Here is a 15,661-nt window from a genome sequence, read left to right as displayed (position 1 = left end):
GCGCCGATACTCCGGTGACAGGCATGGAGGCCGGGTGCGCATTCACTTCACGCGGGGCGATCTGGCCCGCACTCATCTGGCCGAAGGCCCGGACGTCATGTGGGAGATGGTCAACAGCCTCCAGGCGCTTCAGACCGGGTACGGCAAGGCCGTCTTCCGCGCCTGGCGCCGGCAGGCGGGCCACGACCTGGGCCGGAGCGACCTCGGGCACCGGGTGCGCACGAGGCTGTTCCCGGTCGCCCCGGACGCGGCCTACTTCCCCGACCTGCTCACCCCGCCCGAGGGCGCGCTCGGCCTGGAGGAGGGGCTGGAGGCGATCCTGTCGATGCCGGGCCGCCGATTACGCGAGGAGTTCGGCGCCCTCGGCAAGGCGCCGGGCGCGGGGGCGTGGCTGGGGGATCTGGCGGCGGGGCGTGCGGGGGCGATGAAGGAGCTGGCCGGGACGCTGCGCGAGTACCACCGGGTCTCGCTGGCGCCCTTCTGGGAGGCGGTGCGCGCCTGCGTGGAGAGTGACCTGGCGCATCGCAGGCGGGCGTTGCGGGAGGGCGGCGCCGGCGGGCTGCTGGAGAGCTTCCGGCCGATGATGCTCTGGAACGACCCGGTGCTCACCCTGCCCGCGCACCCGTCCGGCAGGGACGTGCACCTGGAGGGGCGGGGGCTGGTGCTGATCCCCTCCTATTTCTGCCACTTCCACCCGATGACCATCTTCTCCGCCGCCTTGCCGCAGGTCATCGTCTACCCGGTGGAGCACCCGCCGGCCGCCCCGCCCGGCGCCCCGGCGCTGGAGCGCCTGCTCGGCGAGACCAGGGCGGCGGTGCTGCGGGTCCTGCGGGAGGGATGCACGACGACCGAGCTGGCCCAGTGCCTCGGCGTGGCCCCGGCGACGATCAGCCACCACACCGGCATCCTGCGCGACGCGGGCCTGATCGTCAGCCGCCGCACCGGCAACACGATGCTGCACACGCTCAGCCCCCTCGGATCGGCCCTGCTGAAGCGGCAACGCCAGCCCCTCTAACCGCACCCGGCCGCCCGCTCGGCCAGAATTGAGGCATGCGCTACCGCATCCTGGGCACCACCGAGGTGGCCGGCGAACCGGTGCACGGCAACGGCCTGCGCGCACTGCTCGCGGCCCTGCTGCTGGAGTCCGGCCGTCCCGTTTCCGCCGAGCGACTGCGCGAGATCGTGTACGGCGGGGGCGGCGGCGCCCCCAACGCGCTGCAGTCGCAGGTCTCCCGGCTGCGCAAGCTCGCGCCGGTGGAGCGGGTCGACACCGGCTACCGCCTGGCCGTGGACCCCGAGGAGGTCGACGCCCACCGCTTCGCCCGCCTGGTCGCCGAGGGGCGGCGGGCCGGCCGTACCCCTGAGGCGGTGCGGCTGCTGGGCGAGGCGCTGGCGTTGTGGCGCGGCGAAGAGGCGCTGGCCGACCTGCCCGGCCTCGAGGCGCAGCGTGAGCGCCTGGCCAGGCTGCGCGCCGACGCGGTGGAGAACCGGATCGAGGCCGAGCTGGAGCTCAAAGCGGACCCGGCGCGCCCGATCGAGGAACTGCGCGCCCTGGCGGCCGGGGACCCGCTGCGCGAGCGGCCGCGCGCGCTGCTGATCCGCGCGCTGGCAGCGACCGGGCGGCACGTCGAGGCGCTGGAGTGTTACGAGGAGTACCGCGGGCTGCTGGCCGAGGCGCTGGGCACCAGCCCGTCGCCCGAGTTGCGCCGGCTGCACGTGGCGGTGCTGCGCGGCGAGCACGCGCGGCGGCCGATGACCGCGATGCCGGGGCCGCCGCGGCCGGTGAGCAGCTTCGTCGGCCGGGAGGAGGAACTGACGGACCTGCGCCGGCTGCTGAAAGAGCACCGGCTGGTGACGCTGATCGGGCCGGGCGGCTCGGGCAAGACCCGGCTGGCGGCCGAGGCGGTGGCAGGGGAAGGGGAGGCGGTCTGCTTCGTCGAGCTGGCCCCGGCGGACGGGGCGCGGCAGGCGGTGCGCCGCGCCCTCGGCGGCAGTGATCGCCTGGGCGGCGACCCGCTGCAGGCGCTGCCGGCCACGCCGCTGCTGCTGGTCCTGGACAACTGCGAGCACCTGATCGAGGAGTGCGCCGCCCTCGCCGCGCGGATCCTGGCCGCCGCGCCGGCCACCCGTGTGCTGGCCACCAGCCGTGAGCCGCTGGGCGTGGATGGCGAGGTCACGCTCCCGGTCCGCCCGCTGGCGCTGCCCGTCGAGGGCGCCGGGCTGCCCGAGGCGCTGACCAGTCCCGCCGTCAGCCTGCTCGTGGACCGTGCCCGCGCCGCGGACCCGCACTTCGTCCCGACCGAGGCCGTGGTGCGCGTGTGCCGTTCCCTGGACGGGTTGCCGCTGGCCATCGAGCTGGCCGCCGCCAGGCTGCGCGCCCTGACGGCCGACGACCTCGCCGAGCGGCTGGAAACCCGCCTCCACGGCCGCTTCGACCTGCTGGCCTCCGGCCACCGCGGCACCGAGGAGCGCCACCGGACACTGCGCGCCGTGGTCGCCTGGAGCTGGGAGCTGCTGGCGCAGGACGAGCAGCGCCTGGCCGCCCGGCTGTCGGCTTTCCCGTCGGGCGCCACGCTGAAGGCCGCCGAGCAGATCTGCGGCGCCACGCCCGCGCTGATGGCCGCCCTGGTGGACAAGTCGCTCGTGCACGCCGGCCACGGCCGCTACCGGATGCTGGAGACCGTCCGCGCCTTCTGCGCCGAGCGGCTCGAGCCCGAGGAGGAAGACACGGTACGGCAGGCCCACGCCACGTACTTCGCCGCCCTGGCCGCGGCCGCCGAGCCTGCCCTGCGCAGCCACCGGCAGGTGCACGCGCTGGCCGAGCTCGCGGCCGAGCACGACAACCTGCACGCGGCGCTGCGCTGGGCGATCGGCAGGGAGCACACGGAGCTGGCCGTGCGGATGGCCGCCTCGTTGTGGCTGTACTGGTGGATGCGCGGGATGGCCGACGACTCCTCCCAGCTCGCCGCCGCGGCCGTGGCACTGCCCGGCGCCGAGGAACGCGCCGAGCACTTCCTGATGGCCGTGCTGCACCTGGCCTCCACCGGCAACCCGCGCTCTGGGCTGGGCCCGTTGATGATCCGGGCCGAGAAGCTGGCCGAAGGGCTCGGGCCGGTGCCGGACTACCCGATGATCCAGATGGTGCGCCCTTTCACCGCGATCGCGGAGGGCGACTTCGCCGCGCTGCTGCCCGCGCTGCGGACCGGCGCCACGAGCGCCGAGCCGTGGTCGCGCGGCTTCGCCCATCTGGTCGCGGCCCTGGTACGGCTCGGCACGGGCGGCCAGGTCGCCCAGGCCGACCGGGACCTGCGTGCCGCGCTGACCGCCTTCCGGCTGGCCGGAGACCGCTGGGGCGCCGCGCAGTGCCTGCTGCAACTGGCGGAGATCGCCGGCTGGCGTGGTGACAACGCCGCCGAGCTGAAGCTCACGGAGGAGGCGATGGCGCTGTCGGCGGCCTTCGGCGTGCCGGAGGACACCGGGCCGGTCCTGGCCCAGCGCGGAGTGGCGCGGGCGCGGGCCGGTGACATCGCGGGCGCCAAGACGGACCTGCGGCGGGCGGTCGAGCTGGCGCGGGTCAGGAACTCCGTCGAGATGGAGTCCATGGCGACCTACGCGCTGGCCGAGGTGGCCAGGATCGAGAGCGACGACGCGCTGGCCGTCGAGCTGTACGAGCGGGCGCTGGCCGGGTGCGGGAGCCTGCTGTGGGTGGGTGAGGAGGACCTGCGCGGCCGCATCCTCATCGGGCTCGGGCTCGTCACCGGCGACGAGGGTTTGCTGCGCGAGTCGTTCGGCCTCATGGAGTGCAGCCTGGACGTGCCGGTCGCCGCGGGGGCGGTCGAGGCGATGGCGGAGCTGGCCCTGCGCGCGGGCGCCGCCGATCGGGCCGCCGAGCTGCTGGGGGCCGCGGGCGCGCTGCGGGGGATCCCGCGGCACGAGGCCGCCGAGGTGGACGCCGCGGTGCGGCGCCTGCTGGGTGACGCCGCCTTCGAGCGGGCCAGGGCGCGGGGGGCGGGGCTGGACCGCGAGGGGATCGCCGCGCTCATGTCAGCGCCGCGTGCGGGCGCCGTCAGCGCCGTCCCGCAGCGTTGAGGTATGAGATCGCTTCCGACCGCCCGCTCTTGTCCCTTCTCGCCGCCGGACGGCGCCGCCGACGAGCCGATCGGCAAGGTGCGCGTCCAGACCGACGACGAGGCATGGTACGTCGCCAAGTACGACCTGGCCCGCCAGATGCTCGCCGAGACCCGGTTCAGCTCCGAGGTCAACGGGGGCTTCGCGGGGACGCCGCTGCACAAGTCAGACGCGCCTCCGGGGATGTTCATCCAGATGGACGCGCCCCGGCACACGAGGATCCGGCGCCTGCTCACCGGCCGCTTCACCCTGCAGCGCATGAACCGGCTGCGTCCCAGGATCGAGCAGATCGTCGCCGACCAGCTCGATCACCTGGAGAAGCAGCCGAGACCGGTGGACCTGGTCGAGCACTTCGCGCTCCCGGTGCCCTCGCTGGTCATCTGCGAGCTGCTCGGCGTGCCGTACTCCGACCGCAAGCACTTCCAGGAATACAGCGCCAAGTTCCTCCACGCCGACACCACCCGGGCCGAGCTGGAGCAGGCGGATGCGGAGATCGGTGCGTACCTCTTCGGGCTCATCGCCGCCAAGCGCGCCCAGCCGGGCGATGGGCTGCTGGACGACCTGCTCGACACCGACCTGTCCGACGAGGAGCTGGCCGGCGCGGCCGTGCTGCTGCTGATCGCCGGGCACGAGACCACCGCGAACATGCTGGGCCTGGGCACCCTGCTGCTGCTGGAGCGCCCCGACCAGCTCGCGCTGGTGCGCGACGACCCCGAGGTCGTGAAGACCGCGGTGGACGAGATGCTGCGGTATCTGTCCGTGGTGGACACCGGCCTGTTCCGCCGTGCCTCCGAGGACATCACGCTGGGTGACGTGACCATCCCCGAGGGGGACTTCGCCGTGGTCACCATCGCCGCCGCCAACCGCGACCCGGTGCTGTGCGAGGATCCCGACACCTTCGACGTCACCCGGCCCCGCACCCACCACCTGGCCTTCGGCTTCGGCCCGCACCAGTGCCTGGGGCAGAACCTGGCCAGGCTGGAGATGGAGATCGCCTACCCGGCGCTGCTGAACCGCCTGCCCGGATTGCGGCTGGCCGTACCGATGGAGGAGGTGCCGACGCGCGACGACATGTTCATCTACGGCGTGTACAGGATGGAGGTCACATGGTGATCGTCGTGGACCGTGAGCGATGCGTCTCCTCCGGCCAGTGCGCGACGTGGGCGCCGGCGGTGTTCGGCCATGACGAGGAGGACGGCCGCGTCGTCCTCCTGGAGCAGGCCGACGGCCCGGCGGTGCGCAACGCGGTCAAGGGCTGCCCCTCGCGGGCCATCACGTTGCGCTAGCCATGCCGTCGAGCAGGTAGCCCAGCCCGCGGGCGAACGTGGCGTCCCAGTCGTGCCCGAGCCCGTGCCTGGCCAGCGCCGGGTACGGGCGCAGGTGCTCGGTGAGGTCGGCCGTCCGCTCGCGGGCCTGCATGGTCACCGAGCCGATCACGAACGTGGACAGGCTGTAGGCCGCGGCGCCCACGTCGGGCAGCCCCGCCTCCTCCAGCGTCCGGTAGAGGAAGTCGGTACGGCTGAGCGCGTTCGGCCCCATCATGGGCCGGTCGAGCAGGGTGATCGACCACGGGTGCCGCAGCATCGCCGCCCGCCAAGCGGTGACCAGGTGCTCGGCTCTGGCCCGCCAGCCGCCGTCCCCGGGCGGCCCGGCCTCGCCGAAGACGGCGTCCAGTGCCAGGTCGAGCACGTCGTCCTTGGTCTTGACGTGCCAGTACAGGGTGGTGGAGCCGGTGCCCAGCCGCTCGGCCAGGCGGCGCATGGTCAGCCGCTCGATGCCCTCCTCGTCCAGCAGGGCCAGGGCCTCGGCCACGATCCGCTCGCGGGTCAGCACCCGGCGGGGCGGCTTGTGGGGTCGCAGCCACACGCTCTCGTCGCTCACCCGGCCGATAATACGCTGTACGGCAACCGGATCGATGGTCTAGTAATAGAATAGTGAGCCATATCGAGGTCAACGAGCTGTCCTACGTGCTGCCCGACGGCCGGCCGCTCCTCACCGCGGTCTCCTTCAAGGTCGGCGCGGGCGCCAAGGCCGCCCTGGTCGGCCCGAACGGCGCCGGCAAGACCACGCTGCTGCGCCTCGTCGCCGGCGAGCTGACCCCGTCCGCGGGCCGCGTGCGCTCCGCGGGCGGGATCGGGGTGATGCGCCAGTTCCTGGGCCGGGGCAGCGTGGCCGGCCTGCTGCTCGCGGTCGCCCCGGCACGGGTCAGGGAGGCGGCGGGACGCTTGCGCAGGGCCGAAGCCGCCCTGGCCGACGACGAGCCCAGCCAGCTGGCCTACGCCCAGGCGCTGAGCGACTACGCCGACGCCGGAGGCTATGAGATGGAGGTCGTCTGGGACGTGTGCACCACGGCCGCGTTCGGCCTGCCGTACCTGGAGACGCGTGAGCGCGACGTGAGCACGCTGTCCGGCGGCGAGCAGAAGCGCCTGATGCTCCACGCGCTGCTGCGCGGCCCCGACGGCGTGCTGCTGCTGGACGAACCCGACAACTACCTCGACCTGCCCGGCAAGAACTGGCTGGAGGCCGAGCTGCGCGCCTCGTCCAAGACCGTCCTGCTGGTCTCCCACGATCGCGGCCTGCTCGCCGAGGTGGCCACCCGCATCATCACCGTGGAGGCACGCGGCGTCTGGATCCACGGCGGGGGCTATGCCGGATACGCCGAGGCCCGCCGGGAGCGTACCGCCCGGCTCGGCGAGCGCCGCCGCCAGTGGGAGGACGAGCGGGCCCGCCTGCGCGCCGCCGTTCACACGCTGCGCCAGCGCGCCACGCGCAACGACGCGCTGTCCGGCGCCTTTCAGGCGGCGGAGTCCAGGCTGGCCCGCTTCGAGGAGGCCGGTCCGCCCGAGCGCCCGCCCAAGGAGCAGAACCTCCGCATGCGCCTGCGCGGCGGGCGCACCGGCAAACGCGCTCTCACCGTGCGCGAGCTCGGCCTGCCCGGCCTGCTGCGGCCCTTCAGCACCGAGATCTGGTACGGCGAGCGCGTCGCGATCCTCGGCGAGAACGGCACCGGCAAATCCCACCTGCTGCGCCTGCTGGCCGGTGAGCCGATCGAGCACACCGGCGGCTTCGCCCTGGGGGCCCGGGTGCGCCCGGGCTGGTTCGCCCAGACCCATCTGCGTCCCGACCTGCACGGTCACCCGATCGCCGAGCTGATCATGTCCAGGCACGGGCTGGAGCGCAACGAGGCGATGGCGGCCCTGGCCCGTTACGAGCTGGCCCCCGCCGGGGCCCAGAGGTTCGTGACCCTGTCCGGCGGCCAGCAGGCCAGGCTGCAGATCCTGCTGCTGGAGTTGTCGGGGGCGACCCTGCTCCTGCTGGACGAGCCCACCGACAACCTCGACCTGCCCAGCGCCGAGGCCCTGCAGAGCGGCCTGGCCGCCTACACGGGCACGGTGCTGGCCGTCACCCACGACCGCTGGTTCGCCGCCGGCTTCGACCGCCACCTGGTCGTCACCCGGGACGGCTCGGTGATTGGATAGCTTTTGCTATCGAAGTAAGGAGCGGGGATGGCGGAGCGGCCCAGCGCGATCGGGCAGGCGCTGCTGGCGATCAGCGACCAGTGGACGCTGCTCATCCTGCAGCGCGCCTTCCTCCGGCACGTCCGGCGCTTCGCCGACTGGCGTGACGAGCTCGGGATGTCGGAGTCGGTGCTGGCCAACCGGCTCAAGGAGATGGTGGCCGGCGGGCTGCTGCGGCCCTCGCCGTACCGGGAGCAGGGGCGGACCAGGACCGAGTACCTGCTGAGCGAGCAGGCGATCGAGCTGTGGCCGCTGCTGGTGGAGATCTGGTCGTGGGAACGGCGCTGGGTGCCGCGCCGGCACGGGCTGCCCGAACTCGTCCACGACGCCTGCGGCAAGCGCACGGACGTGCACCTGGGCTGCGCGAGCTGCGCCGCCGCGCCGGTGACCGCCCGCGACACCGGGACCGTGCGCGGCGCGGCCACCTTCGCCCAGGTCACCGTGCCGCGCCTGCACCGCAGGACCGTCCGGCCCGAGACCGGCGACCCGCTGTCCTACCTGCCGGAGACCTTCGAGGTCCTGGGGGACCGGTGGAGCACGGTCATCCTGGCCGCCGCCTTCCTGGGGCTGCGCCGCTTCGCCGACTTCCAGGCCGAGCTGGGCGTGGCCCCGTCGGTGCTGGCCGACCGGCTGCGCCGCTTCACCGAACTGGACGTGCTGGCGGTCGAGGAGCCGGGGGCCCGCCCCCGCTACCGGCTGACGGACAAGGGCCTGGACTTCTTCGGCATCTTCGCCTTCCTCGTGGACTGGGCGCAGCGCTGGTACGCCGGCCCGCCCGGCACCGGCCTGCGCATCACGCACCGCGCCTGCGGCACGGCCTTCCGCCCCTGCCTGCGCTGCCGCTCCTGCGGCGAGGTCATCGGCCGCACCGGCATCCGCTTCGTCCCGCACGACGGCGAGATCTCGCGGTGATCTCCCTCCGGCATGATGCGCACCCATGAAGAAGACGATCACGGCCGTCGCGGCCGCCGGCGTGGTGCTCGCGGGCGCGCTGCCCGCGCAGGCGGCGCCCAAGGACCCGGTCGGGGTCCTCAAGTCCCTGGTGAAGCCCGGTGCGGGCGTGCGCTTCACCGAGACCGCGACGGTGACCGACGACGGCTCCCAGGTGGACCTGGTGAGCCGTAAGGGCGCCTTCGCGCTCGGCAGGAAGAGCGTCGCCGCCTCCGACCTGACCACCAAGCCGATCTCCCCGACGCTGCGGCTGAAGGACGACCGCAAGCCCGAGCGGGTGATCAGCATCGGCAAGGACATCTACGTCGGCGGCGGGCTGTGGGCGGGGGAGCTGCCGAAGGGCAAGTCCTGGGTGAAGACCAGGGCCACGTTCCTCAAGGGCGGCGTCTACGGCAGGTACGGCCAGCCGATCAACCCGGCCGAGCCCGCCACGCTGGCCGCCCTCCTCAAGCGGGCCGAGCAGGCCGGCGGCGCCTACACCGGCACGGTCACGCTCCGGGAGCTCGCCAAGATCTCGCCGTGGTTCTCCGGCACGAGCCAGATCGGCCGCGACGAGACCCAGCTCACCTACAGGATCACCGTCACGTCCGCGGGCGTGGTGAGCAAGGTGAGCAGCACCATGCCCGCGGACAGGGTCACCGGGCAGCCCGGCTTCGACGACGAGACGGTCACCGTGGTCAGCGCCTTCACCGGCTGGGGCAAGAAGGTGTCGATCAAGGCGCCGGACCCGTCGACGGTCACGACCAAGTAGCAGGGCCGAGCGCCTTGAGCGTGGCGGCGCCGGCGGGGTCGCGATCGGTGCTGACGGGCACCAGCGCGACCTCGTCCACCCCCGCCGCCGCGTAGGCGGCCAGCCGCGCCCGGACCGCGGCGGCGTCGCCGAGCAGCGAGACCGAGGCGGCCAGCTCGTCCGGCACCGCGGCGAGCAGGTCGCGGGGATGCGGCCCGGTCCGGGCGAACGCGACCACCTCGCCGAACCCGGCCTCGGCGAACATCTCCCCGTAACCGGGCGCGGCGAGATAGCCGGTGACGGCCCGCCGGATCCGCTCCAGGGCCTCGCGATCGGGGTCCACGGCGGCGATGACCCAGGCGGCCACGGTGACCTCGGGATTCAGCGCGCGCACCGCGCCGGCCAGGCGGGCGGCGGAGGCGGGGGTGACCAGGTTGAGCACCATCCGGCCGGCCCCCGCCGCGGCGCGCACGGCCGCCGCGCCGAACGCCGCCACCGTCAGCCGCGAGCGCGGCGCGGGCAGCCGCAGCCGGTAGCCGTTGCTCGCCAGGCACTCCCCGGTGAACGCCGACCGCTCGCCGTCGAGCAGCGGACGCAACGCGGTGACCGCCTCACGCAGCGCGCGGGCCGGGCGGGCGCGCGGGCGCCCGTGCCAGCCCTCCACGACGAGCGGGCTGGAGGTCCCCACGGCCACGTCCACCCGCCGTCCGGTGAGCGCGGCCACGGAGGCCGCCCCCATCGCGATCGTCATCGGATCCCGTACGGCTACCGCCAGCGGCCCCACGGTCAGCCCGATCCGCCGGGTGGCCGCGCCGATCGCCGTGGCCAGCGCGAAGGCGTCATACGTGGCCATCTCCCCCACCCAGAGCTCGGGGTAGCCCAGGTCGTCGGCGGCCCGCGCGGTGTCCAGGGCCTCCTCGGCGGGCCGGTCCTGCCACAGCCCGAGCGACACGCTGAGCCTCATGGCCGCTCCAGGAGGATCGCCGACCCCGACCCGGCGGCACCGCTGACCGCGGCCACCCCGTAGCGCGCGCCGCGCCGGTGCATCTCCCCGGCGCAGGCGGCGACGAGCAGCGCCCCGGTGGCGCCGAAGGCGTGGCCCATGGCGATGGTGCCGCCGTTGACGTTGAAGCGGTCGTCGCCGACCCCGAGATCGCGCTGGAACTTCAGGCACAGCGCCGCGAACGCCTCGGCGAACTCGTACACCTCCACGTCCGCGGCGCTCAGCCCGGCCTGCGCCAGGACCTTCTCCACGGCCGCCTGCCCGGCGGTGAGCATGGTGACCGGGTCGGCGGCGGCGGTCGCGCTCCCGGCGACGCGGGCCAGCGGTTCCAGGGGGAGGCCGCTGCCGACGAGGACCAGACCGGCGGCGTCGCACAGGCTGGGCGAGGTGCCCCGCGTGTGCAGGTGCCGGACCCCGGGGACGAGCGGGTGTCCTTCGGGGAAGGCGGGTTCGAGGGCGGCCAGCGCCTGCAGGGTGAGGCCGGGCCGTACGTGCTCGTCGTGGCCGAGGCCGTTCAGCGGGACGAGGAAGCGGGTGTAGCGGCCTGCGGCCCAGGCTTCGGCGGCGAGGGTCTGGGTACGCAGGCCGTACCTGTCGAGCTCCTCGCGCGAGAAGCCCTCGGCCGTGGCGACGGCGTCGGCGGCCACACCCATGTGCAGGGAACCGGCGGGCAGCGACCACAGCGGGCCGCGGTCGGAGAACATCGGCACCCGCGAGACCGACTCCACCCCGCCCGCGACCACCGCGCGGGCCCCGGTGGCGACCAGCGCGGCGGCGGTGCGCACGGCGTCGATGCCGGAGGCGCAGTAGCGGTTGAGCGTCATGCCGGGCGCGTCGAAGCCGGTGGTGAGGGCGGCGGTGCGGGCGAGGTTGCCGCCCTGCTCGGCGTGCTGGGTGGCGCAGCCGACGATGAGGTCGTCGGCCCCGCTCAGCCCGGTGCGCCGCCCGAGCGCGCCGAGCAGGGTTTCGAGCATGGCCAGCGGGGTGACGCCGGCCAGGCCGCCGCCGGGGCGGGCCTTGCCGCGCGGGGTCCTGACGCAGTCGTAGACGTAGACGCCGGTCATCGCAGCTGCTCCGCGCGCACCCAGGTGGCGTGGAAGCCGAGCGGCACCCGCTGCGGCAGCAGCACGCGGGCGACCGGGCCGTCGGCGATCCGGGAGGCGTCCAGGATCTGCACCTCGGAGCGGTCCTCGCGCTCGTCGGTGACGAAGCTGACGAGGTAGCCGTCGTCCTCGCCGGTGGAGCCGTCGCGGGGGGCGAAGGGGGCCTCGCTGCCGTAGACGCCGGGGCCGTAGCGGTAGGTCTCCTTGCTTCCGGTGACGTTGTCGTAGCGGACCAGGCCGTCGAAGAGGTTGGTCTCGGCGTCGGCCACGGAGACGTTGTAGGCGTAGCGGGTGCGGTACCCGGTGGCGCGGGCGTCGATCGAGGGGAACTCGGTGTTGTGACCGGCGTCCACGTACGCCTCGGAGGTGGCCCCGGTGCGCAGGTCGAAGCGGTAGCGGTACATGCGGGCGTCGAGCTTGAGGTAGGAGATCATCCGCGACAGCGGCGAGCCGTTGCCCGCCGGCGCCGGGCGCGAGACCCGGCAGACGTCCATGACGATCTCCTCGCCCTCCTCCCAGGCGTTGACGACGTGGTAGATGTAGCAGGGCCTGGCCTCGAACCAGCGCGCCTCGTGCCCCCGGCGCGGGATCACGCCGAAGCGGGCGGGCAGCTCCCTGTTGAAGGTGAGCTTGTAGCGCCCCTGCCGCGCCGCGTCCGGGTCCTGGTAGAGCGGCAGGTCCATGAGGATCGCGTGGTTCTCGGTGATGGCCATGTCGTGCGGCAGCCGGGCCCCGGGCAGGTCCAGCTCCACGCAGTGCTCGACCCGCCCCGAGGCGCCGACCACCCCGTAGCGCAGGTACGGCGGGCGCGGCCCGTAGTCGAACCAGAACAGCTCCCCGGTCCGCTCGTCCACCTTGGGATGGGCCATGAAGTCGCCGTTGAGCGTGCCGAGGAAGGTTTCGGCGCCGAGCGTCTCCAGCGACAGCGGGTCCAGCCGGTACGGCGAGCCGCACAGGTACCAGGAGGCCAGCACCCGCCCCCGGTGGAAGATCAGGTCGGTGTTGGCCGTGTCCTTGAACGGCAGGCCGCGGGCGTTGCCGAAGGGGTTGGCCTTGGGGCTCTCCATGACGCCGCTCCACAGCGCCCGCCCGGCGGCGGACTCGGCGTCGAAGGCCCGGGTGCGCACCCAGCGGTTGCGGTAACGGGCGCGGCCGTTCTCGAAGTGCATGGCGTGCACCATGCCGTCGCCGTCGAACCAGTGGTAGCGGCCCTTCATCGGGAAGCGGGCGTTGGGCCCGTTGCGGAGGTAGACGCCGTTGAGGTCGGCGGGGATGCGCCCGATCACCGTCAGCTCGCCGGCGGTGATCTCGTCGTGGACGGGCGCGTAGAGGCCCAGCAGGTAGGGGTTGCGCTCGCCCGACTCGTCCATGATCACGACACGTTCGGCCATGCCTGGAAACTACGATAGGCGAAGTCAGGCAGTCAACACCCGGGCCGTTGACGACCTGACTTCTGCTTTCGTAGTGTTGCGGCCATCCCCCTCTAGGAGTCGCGATGACGCATATCGGCCAGCTCCTCAGGACCCACGTTGACACCCGCCCCGGCGACCTCGCCATCGTGGACCCGGCCAACAAGGCAGACCACCTCGACGGCCCGGTCAAGCGGCTGACCTGGGCACAGCTCGACGCCGAGATCTCCAGGACGGCGGGCGTGCTGCACGCCCACGGGATCGGGCCCGGCGACGTGGCGGCCGTCCAGCTGCCCAACAGCGTCGAGCTGGCCGTCACCTTCCTGGCGATCCTGCGCCTCGGGGCGGTGGTGACGCCCTTCCCCGTGCAGTACCGCGCGTACGAGCTGGGCCTGCTCCTGCCGCTGTCGGGCGCCAAGCTGCTCGTCTCGGGGCGTGAGTCGCGGGCGCCCGCGGGCACCCCCGTGCTGACCTGGCCCGGCGACCTCGGGACGGCCACGGCCGCGCCCGCCCCGCCGTACCGGGCCGATCCCGGCGACCGCGTCACCATCTGCTGGACCTCCGGCACCGAGGCCACCCCCAAAGGCGTCCCGCGCTGCCACCACGACTGGCTCGCGGTCGAGGAGCTGTGCACCGCCGCGCCCGCCCTCACCCGCGACGACGTCATCCTCAACCCGTTCCCCATGGTCAACATGGCCGGGATCGGCGGCGTCTTCCTGCCGTGGCTGCGCTCCGGAGCGGTGCTGGTCCAGCACCACCCCTTCGACCTGCCCACCTACCTCGGCCAGATCGCCGCCGAGAACGTCACCTACACCCTCGCCCCGCCCGCCCTCCTCACGCTCCTGCTGCACAAGGAGGTGCCCATCCCGCCCTCGCTCACCAGGATCGGCTCCGGCTCGGCGCCGCTGCCGCCGTCCATGGTCCGCGGCTGGCAGGAGCGGCACGGCATCGCCATCATCAACTTCTTCGGCTCCAACGAGGGCATCACGCTGCTGTCGGACCCCGAGCACATGCCCGACCCGGAGATCCGCGCCCGCTACTTCCCCCGCCCCGGCGCCCCGGGCGCGCCCGCCCTGCTCGACCGCGTGCGCACCAAGCTCGTCGCCCACGGCGGCGAGGAGATCACCGAACCCGGCGTCCCCGGCGAGCTGCGCATCAGCGGCCCCACGGTCTTCGCCGGATACCTGCCGGGCACCGCCGCCGCCGACCCCTTCGACGAGGACGGCTACCTCAGGACCGGCGACCTGTTCGAGCTGGCCGGAGAGCACGGCCAGTACCTGCGCTACGTGGACCGGGCCAAGGACCTCGTCATCCGCGGCGGCATGAACATCGCCCCCGCCGAGCTGGAGGCGCTCCTGGCCGGGCACCCGTCCGTGGCCGAGGTGGCGGTGGCCGGGTACCCCGACGAGGTGCTCGGCGAGAAGGTCTGCGCGGTCGTCGTGCCCAAGGGCGCGATCACGCTGGAGTCGGTCGTCGCCTTCCTGCGGGACAAGGGCATCGCCTCCTACAAGCTGCCCGAACGCCTGGAGGTCGTCGAGGCGCTGCCCCGCAACCCCGTCGGGAAGATCCTGAAAAGGGAGCTGAAGCTGTGATCCGCATCCTGGGCGGCTACCAGACCGACTTCGCCCGCACCGGCTCGAGCCTGTTCGCCATGCTCGAGGAGGCGTCGCTCGGCGCGCTGGAGGACGCCGGCGTGCCCGCCCGGGACGTCCAGGTCGCGCACGTCGGCAACCTGGCGGGCGAGCTGTTCGCCGGTCAGGCCCACCTCGGCGGCATGATCGCCACCCTCGACCCCGCCTGGGCCATGCTTCCCGCCTCGCGCCACGAGGCCGCGTGCGCCTCCGGGTCCATGGCGATCCTCGCCGCCATGGCCGACCTGGAAGCCGGGCGCTACGACGTCGCGCTCGTCGCCGGCGTCGAGCTGATGCGCAACGTCGGCGCCAAGGAGGCCGCCGGGCACCTCGGCTGCGCCGCCTGGGCCGGGCGCGAGGCGCAGGGCGCCGACTTCCCCTGGCCCGCGTTGTTCGCCGAGATCGCCGACGAAGTGGACCGCAGGTACGGCCTGGCCCACGAGCACCTGGCCCGCATCGCCGAGATCAACCACGGCAACGCCCTGCGCAACCCGCTGGCCCAGACGCGGGCGTGGAGCTTCCCCGAGGGCTGCTTCGGCGCCGACGACACCCTCAACCCGGTCGTCGCGGGCCGCCTGCGCACGTACGACTGCGGCCGCATCACCGACGGCGCCGCCGCCGTCGTCCTCGCCTCCAGCCGGTACGGCGGGCCCGGCCCGGCCATCTCCGGCTGGGGGCACCGGACCGCCCCGATGCTCCTGGAGACGAAGCTGGCCGGGCGGGAGCCGTACCTCTTCCCGCACCTGCGGCGGGCCGCCCTCGACACCTACGCGCGCGCCGGACTCGGCGGGCCCGGGGACGTGGACGTGATCGAGACCCACGACTGCTTCACGATCACCGAGTACGTCGCCCTGGACCACCTCGGGCTGACCGCGCCCGGCAGGTCGTGGGAGGCGATCGAGTCCGGCACGATCGAGCCAGGCGGGCGGCTTCCGGTCAACCCGTCCGGAGGGCTGATCGGGCTCGGGCACCCGGTCGGGGCCACGGGGGTGCGCATGCTGCTCGACGCCGCCCGCCAGGTGGCGGGGACGGCGGGGGAGTGCCAGGTGGAGGGGGCGCGCACCGCGCTGACGCTCAACATCGGCGGCAGCTGCACCACGGTCGCGATGTTCGCCGTGACTTCTTCCCGGGACCGTGTCGAGAACGCGGTGGTGGCTCCGACTAGGGGGCAAACAGCGGGATAGGAGA

13 protein-coding genes are annotated in these 15,661 nt (G+C 73.8%); 9 read left to right on the top strand and 4 right to left on the bottom strand.

Going from position 1 to position 15,661, the window contains the following annotated elements; translation table 11 throughout:
- Positions 1 to 34: 34 nt before the first annotated feature.
- The 4 genes from FVE25_RS07380 to FVE25_RS07365 are packed head-to-tail and all read left to right on the top strand — an operon-like array spanning position 35 to position 5,414.
- The gene (locus FVE25_RS07380) at positions 35 to 1,015 is read left to right on the top strand and encodes an ArsR/SmtB family transcription factor (protein ID WP_157245690.1); all 981 of its coding nucleotides are present in this window, start codon (positions 35 to 37) and stop codon (positions 1,013 to 1,015) included.
- A gap of 35 nt (positions 1,016 to 1,050) precedes the next feature.
- A complete protein-coding gene (locus FVE25_RS07375; protein WP_157245689.1) occupies positions 1,051 to 4,089 on the top strand; it encodes an ATP-binding protein in 3,039 nt (1,012 codons plus the stop codon).
- Between the two features lie 3 nt (positions 4,090 to 4,092).
- Positions 4,093 to 5,241 carry a cytochrome P450 gene (locus FVE25_RS07370; protein ID WP_157245688.1) on the top strand — a complete coding sequence of 383 codons (1,149 nt, stop codon included), beginning with the start codon at positions 4,093 to 4,095 and terminating at the stop codon, positions 5,239 to 5,241.
- On the top strand, positions 5,235 to 5,414 hold the full coding sequence (locus FVE25_RS07365; RefSeq protein WP_157245687.1) for a ferredoxin: 180 nt from the start codon (positions 5,235 to 5,237) through the stop codon (positions 5,412 to 5,414). The genes FVE25_RS07370 and FVE25_RS07365 overlap by 7 nt, the downstream gene beginning before the upstream one ends.
- Here the strand turns inward: FVE25_RS07365 and FVE25_RS07360 are convergent.
- On the bottom strand, positions 5,401 to 6,009 hold the full coding sequence (locus FVE25_RS07360; protein ID WP_219825372.1) for a TetR/AcrR family transcriptional regulator C-terminal domain-containing protein: 609 nt from the start codon (positions 6,007 to 6,009) through the stop codon (positions 5,401 to 5,403). The genes FVE25_RS07365 and FVE25_RS07360 overlap by 14 nt on opposite strands.
- Positions 6,010 to 6,062: 53 nt before the next feature.
- On the opposite strand from FVE25_RS07360, the gene FVE25_RS07355 reads away from it, so the two are divergent.
- Genes FVE25_RS07355 through FVE25_RS07345 form a run of 3 tightly spaced genes read left to right on the top strand, consistent with a single transcriptional unit; the run spans position 6,063 to position 9,348 of the window.
- The gene (locus FVE25_RS07355) at positions 6,063 to 7,607 is read left to right on the top strand and encodes an ABC-F family ATP-binding cassette domain-containing protein (RefSeq protein WP_157245686.1); all 1,545 of its coding nucleotides are present in this window, start codon (positions 6,063 to 6,065) and stop codon (positions 7,605 to 7,607) included.
- Positions 7,608 to 7,634: 27 nt separating this feature from the next.
- Positions 7,635 to 8,558 (top strand): winged helix-turn-helix transcriptional regulator, encoded by a 924-nt coding sequence (locus FVE25_RS07350; RefSeq protein ID WP_157245685.1) that lies wholly within the window; start codon positions 7,635 to 7,637, stop codon positions 8,556 to 8,558.
- 25 nt (positions 8,559 to 8,583) lie between these two features.
- The gene (locus FVE25_RS07345; protein WP_157245684.1) at positions 8,584 to 9,348 is read left to right on the top strand and encodes a hypothetical protein; all 765 of its coding nucleotides are present in this window, start codon (positions 8,584 to 8,586) and stop codon (positions 9,346 to 9,348) included.
- Here FVE25_RS07345 and FVE25_RS07340 read toward each other — a convergent pair.
- The 3 genes from FVE25_RS07340 to FVE25_RS07330 are packed head-to-tail and all read right to left on the bottom strand — an operon-like array spanning position 9,335 to position 12,824.
- Positions 9,335 to 10,291 (bottom strand): LLM class F420-dependent oxidoreductase, encoded by a 957-nt coding sequence (locus FVE25_RS07340; RefSeq protein WP_157245683.1) that lies wholly within the window; start codon positions 10,289 to 10,291, stop codon positions 9,335 to 9,337. The two genes, FVE25_RS07345 and FVE25_RS07340, sit on opposite strands and share 14 nt — an antisense overlap.
- The gene (locus tag FVE25_RS07335) at positions 10,288 to 11,394 is read right to left on the bottom strand and encodes an acetyl-CoA C-acyltransferase (protein WP_157245682.1); all 1,107 of its coding nucleotides are present in this window, start codon (positions 11,392 to 11,394) and stop codon (positions 10,288 to 10,290) included. The genes FVE25_RS07340 and FVE25_RS07335 overlap by 4 nt, the downstream gene beginning before the upstream one ends.
- Entirely contained in the window at positions 11,391 to 12,824 is a 1,434-nt protein-coding gene (locus FVE25_RS07330; protein WP_157245681.1) for a carotenoid oxygenase family protein, read from the bottom strand. The genes FVE25_RS07335 and FVE25_RS07330 overlap by 4 nt, the downstream gene beginning before the upstream one ends.
- A gap of 104 nt (positions 12,825 to 12,928) precedes the next feature.
- Here FVE25_RS07330 and FVE25_RS07325 point away from each other — a divergent pair, with 104 nt between their 5' ends.
- Together FVE25_RS07325 and FVE25_RS07320 are read left to right on the top strand one after the other, a co-directional pair.
- The gene (locus FVE25_RS07325) at positions 12,929 to 14,434 is read left to right on the top strand and encodes a class I adenylate-forming enzyme family protein (RefSeq protein WP_157245680.1); all 1,506 of its coding nucleotides are present in this window, start codon (positions 12,929 to 12,931) and stop codon (positions 14,432 to 14,434) included.
- A complete protein-coding gene (locus FVE25_RS07320) occupies positions 14,431 to 15,657 on the top strand; it encodes an acetyl-CoA acetyltransferase (RefSeq protein WP_157245679.1) in 1,227 nt (408 codons plus the stop codon). Before FVE25_RS07325 ends, FVE25_RS07320 begins: the two co-directional genes overlap by 4 nt.
- Positions 15,658 to 15,661: the final 4 nt, after the last annotated feature.

Origin of the sequence: Nonomuraea typhae, assembly GCF_009760925.1 — a bacterium.
GTDB classification, from domain to species: Bacteria; Actinomycetota; Actinomycetes; order Streptosporangiales; family Streptosporangiaceae; genus Nonomuraea; species Nonomuraea typhae.
This window is presented reverse-complemented; position numbering and strand designations above follow the sequence as displayed.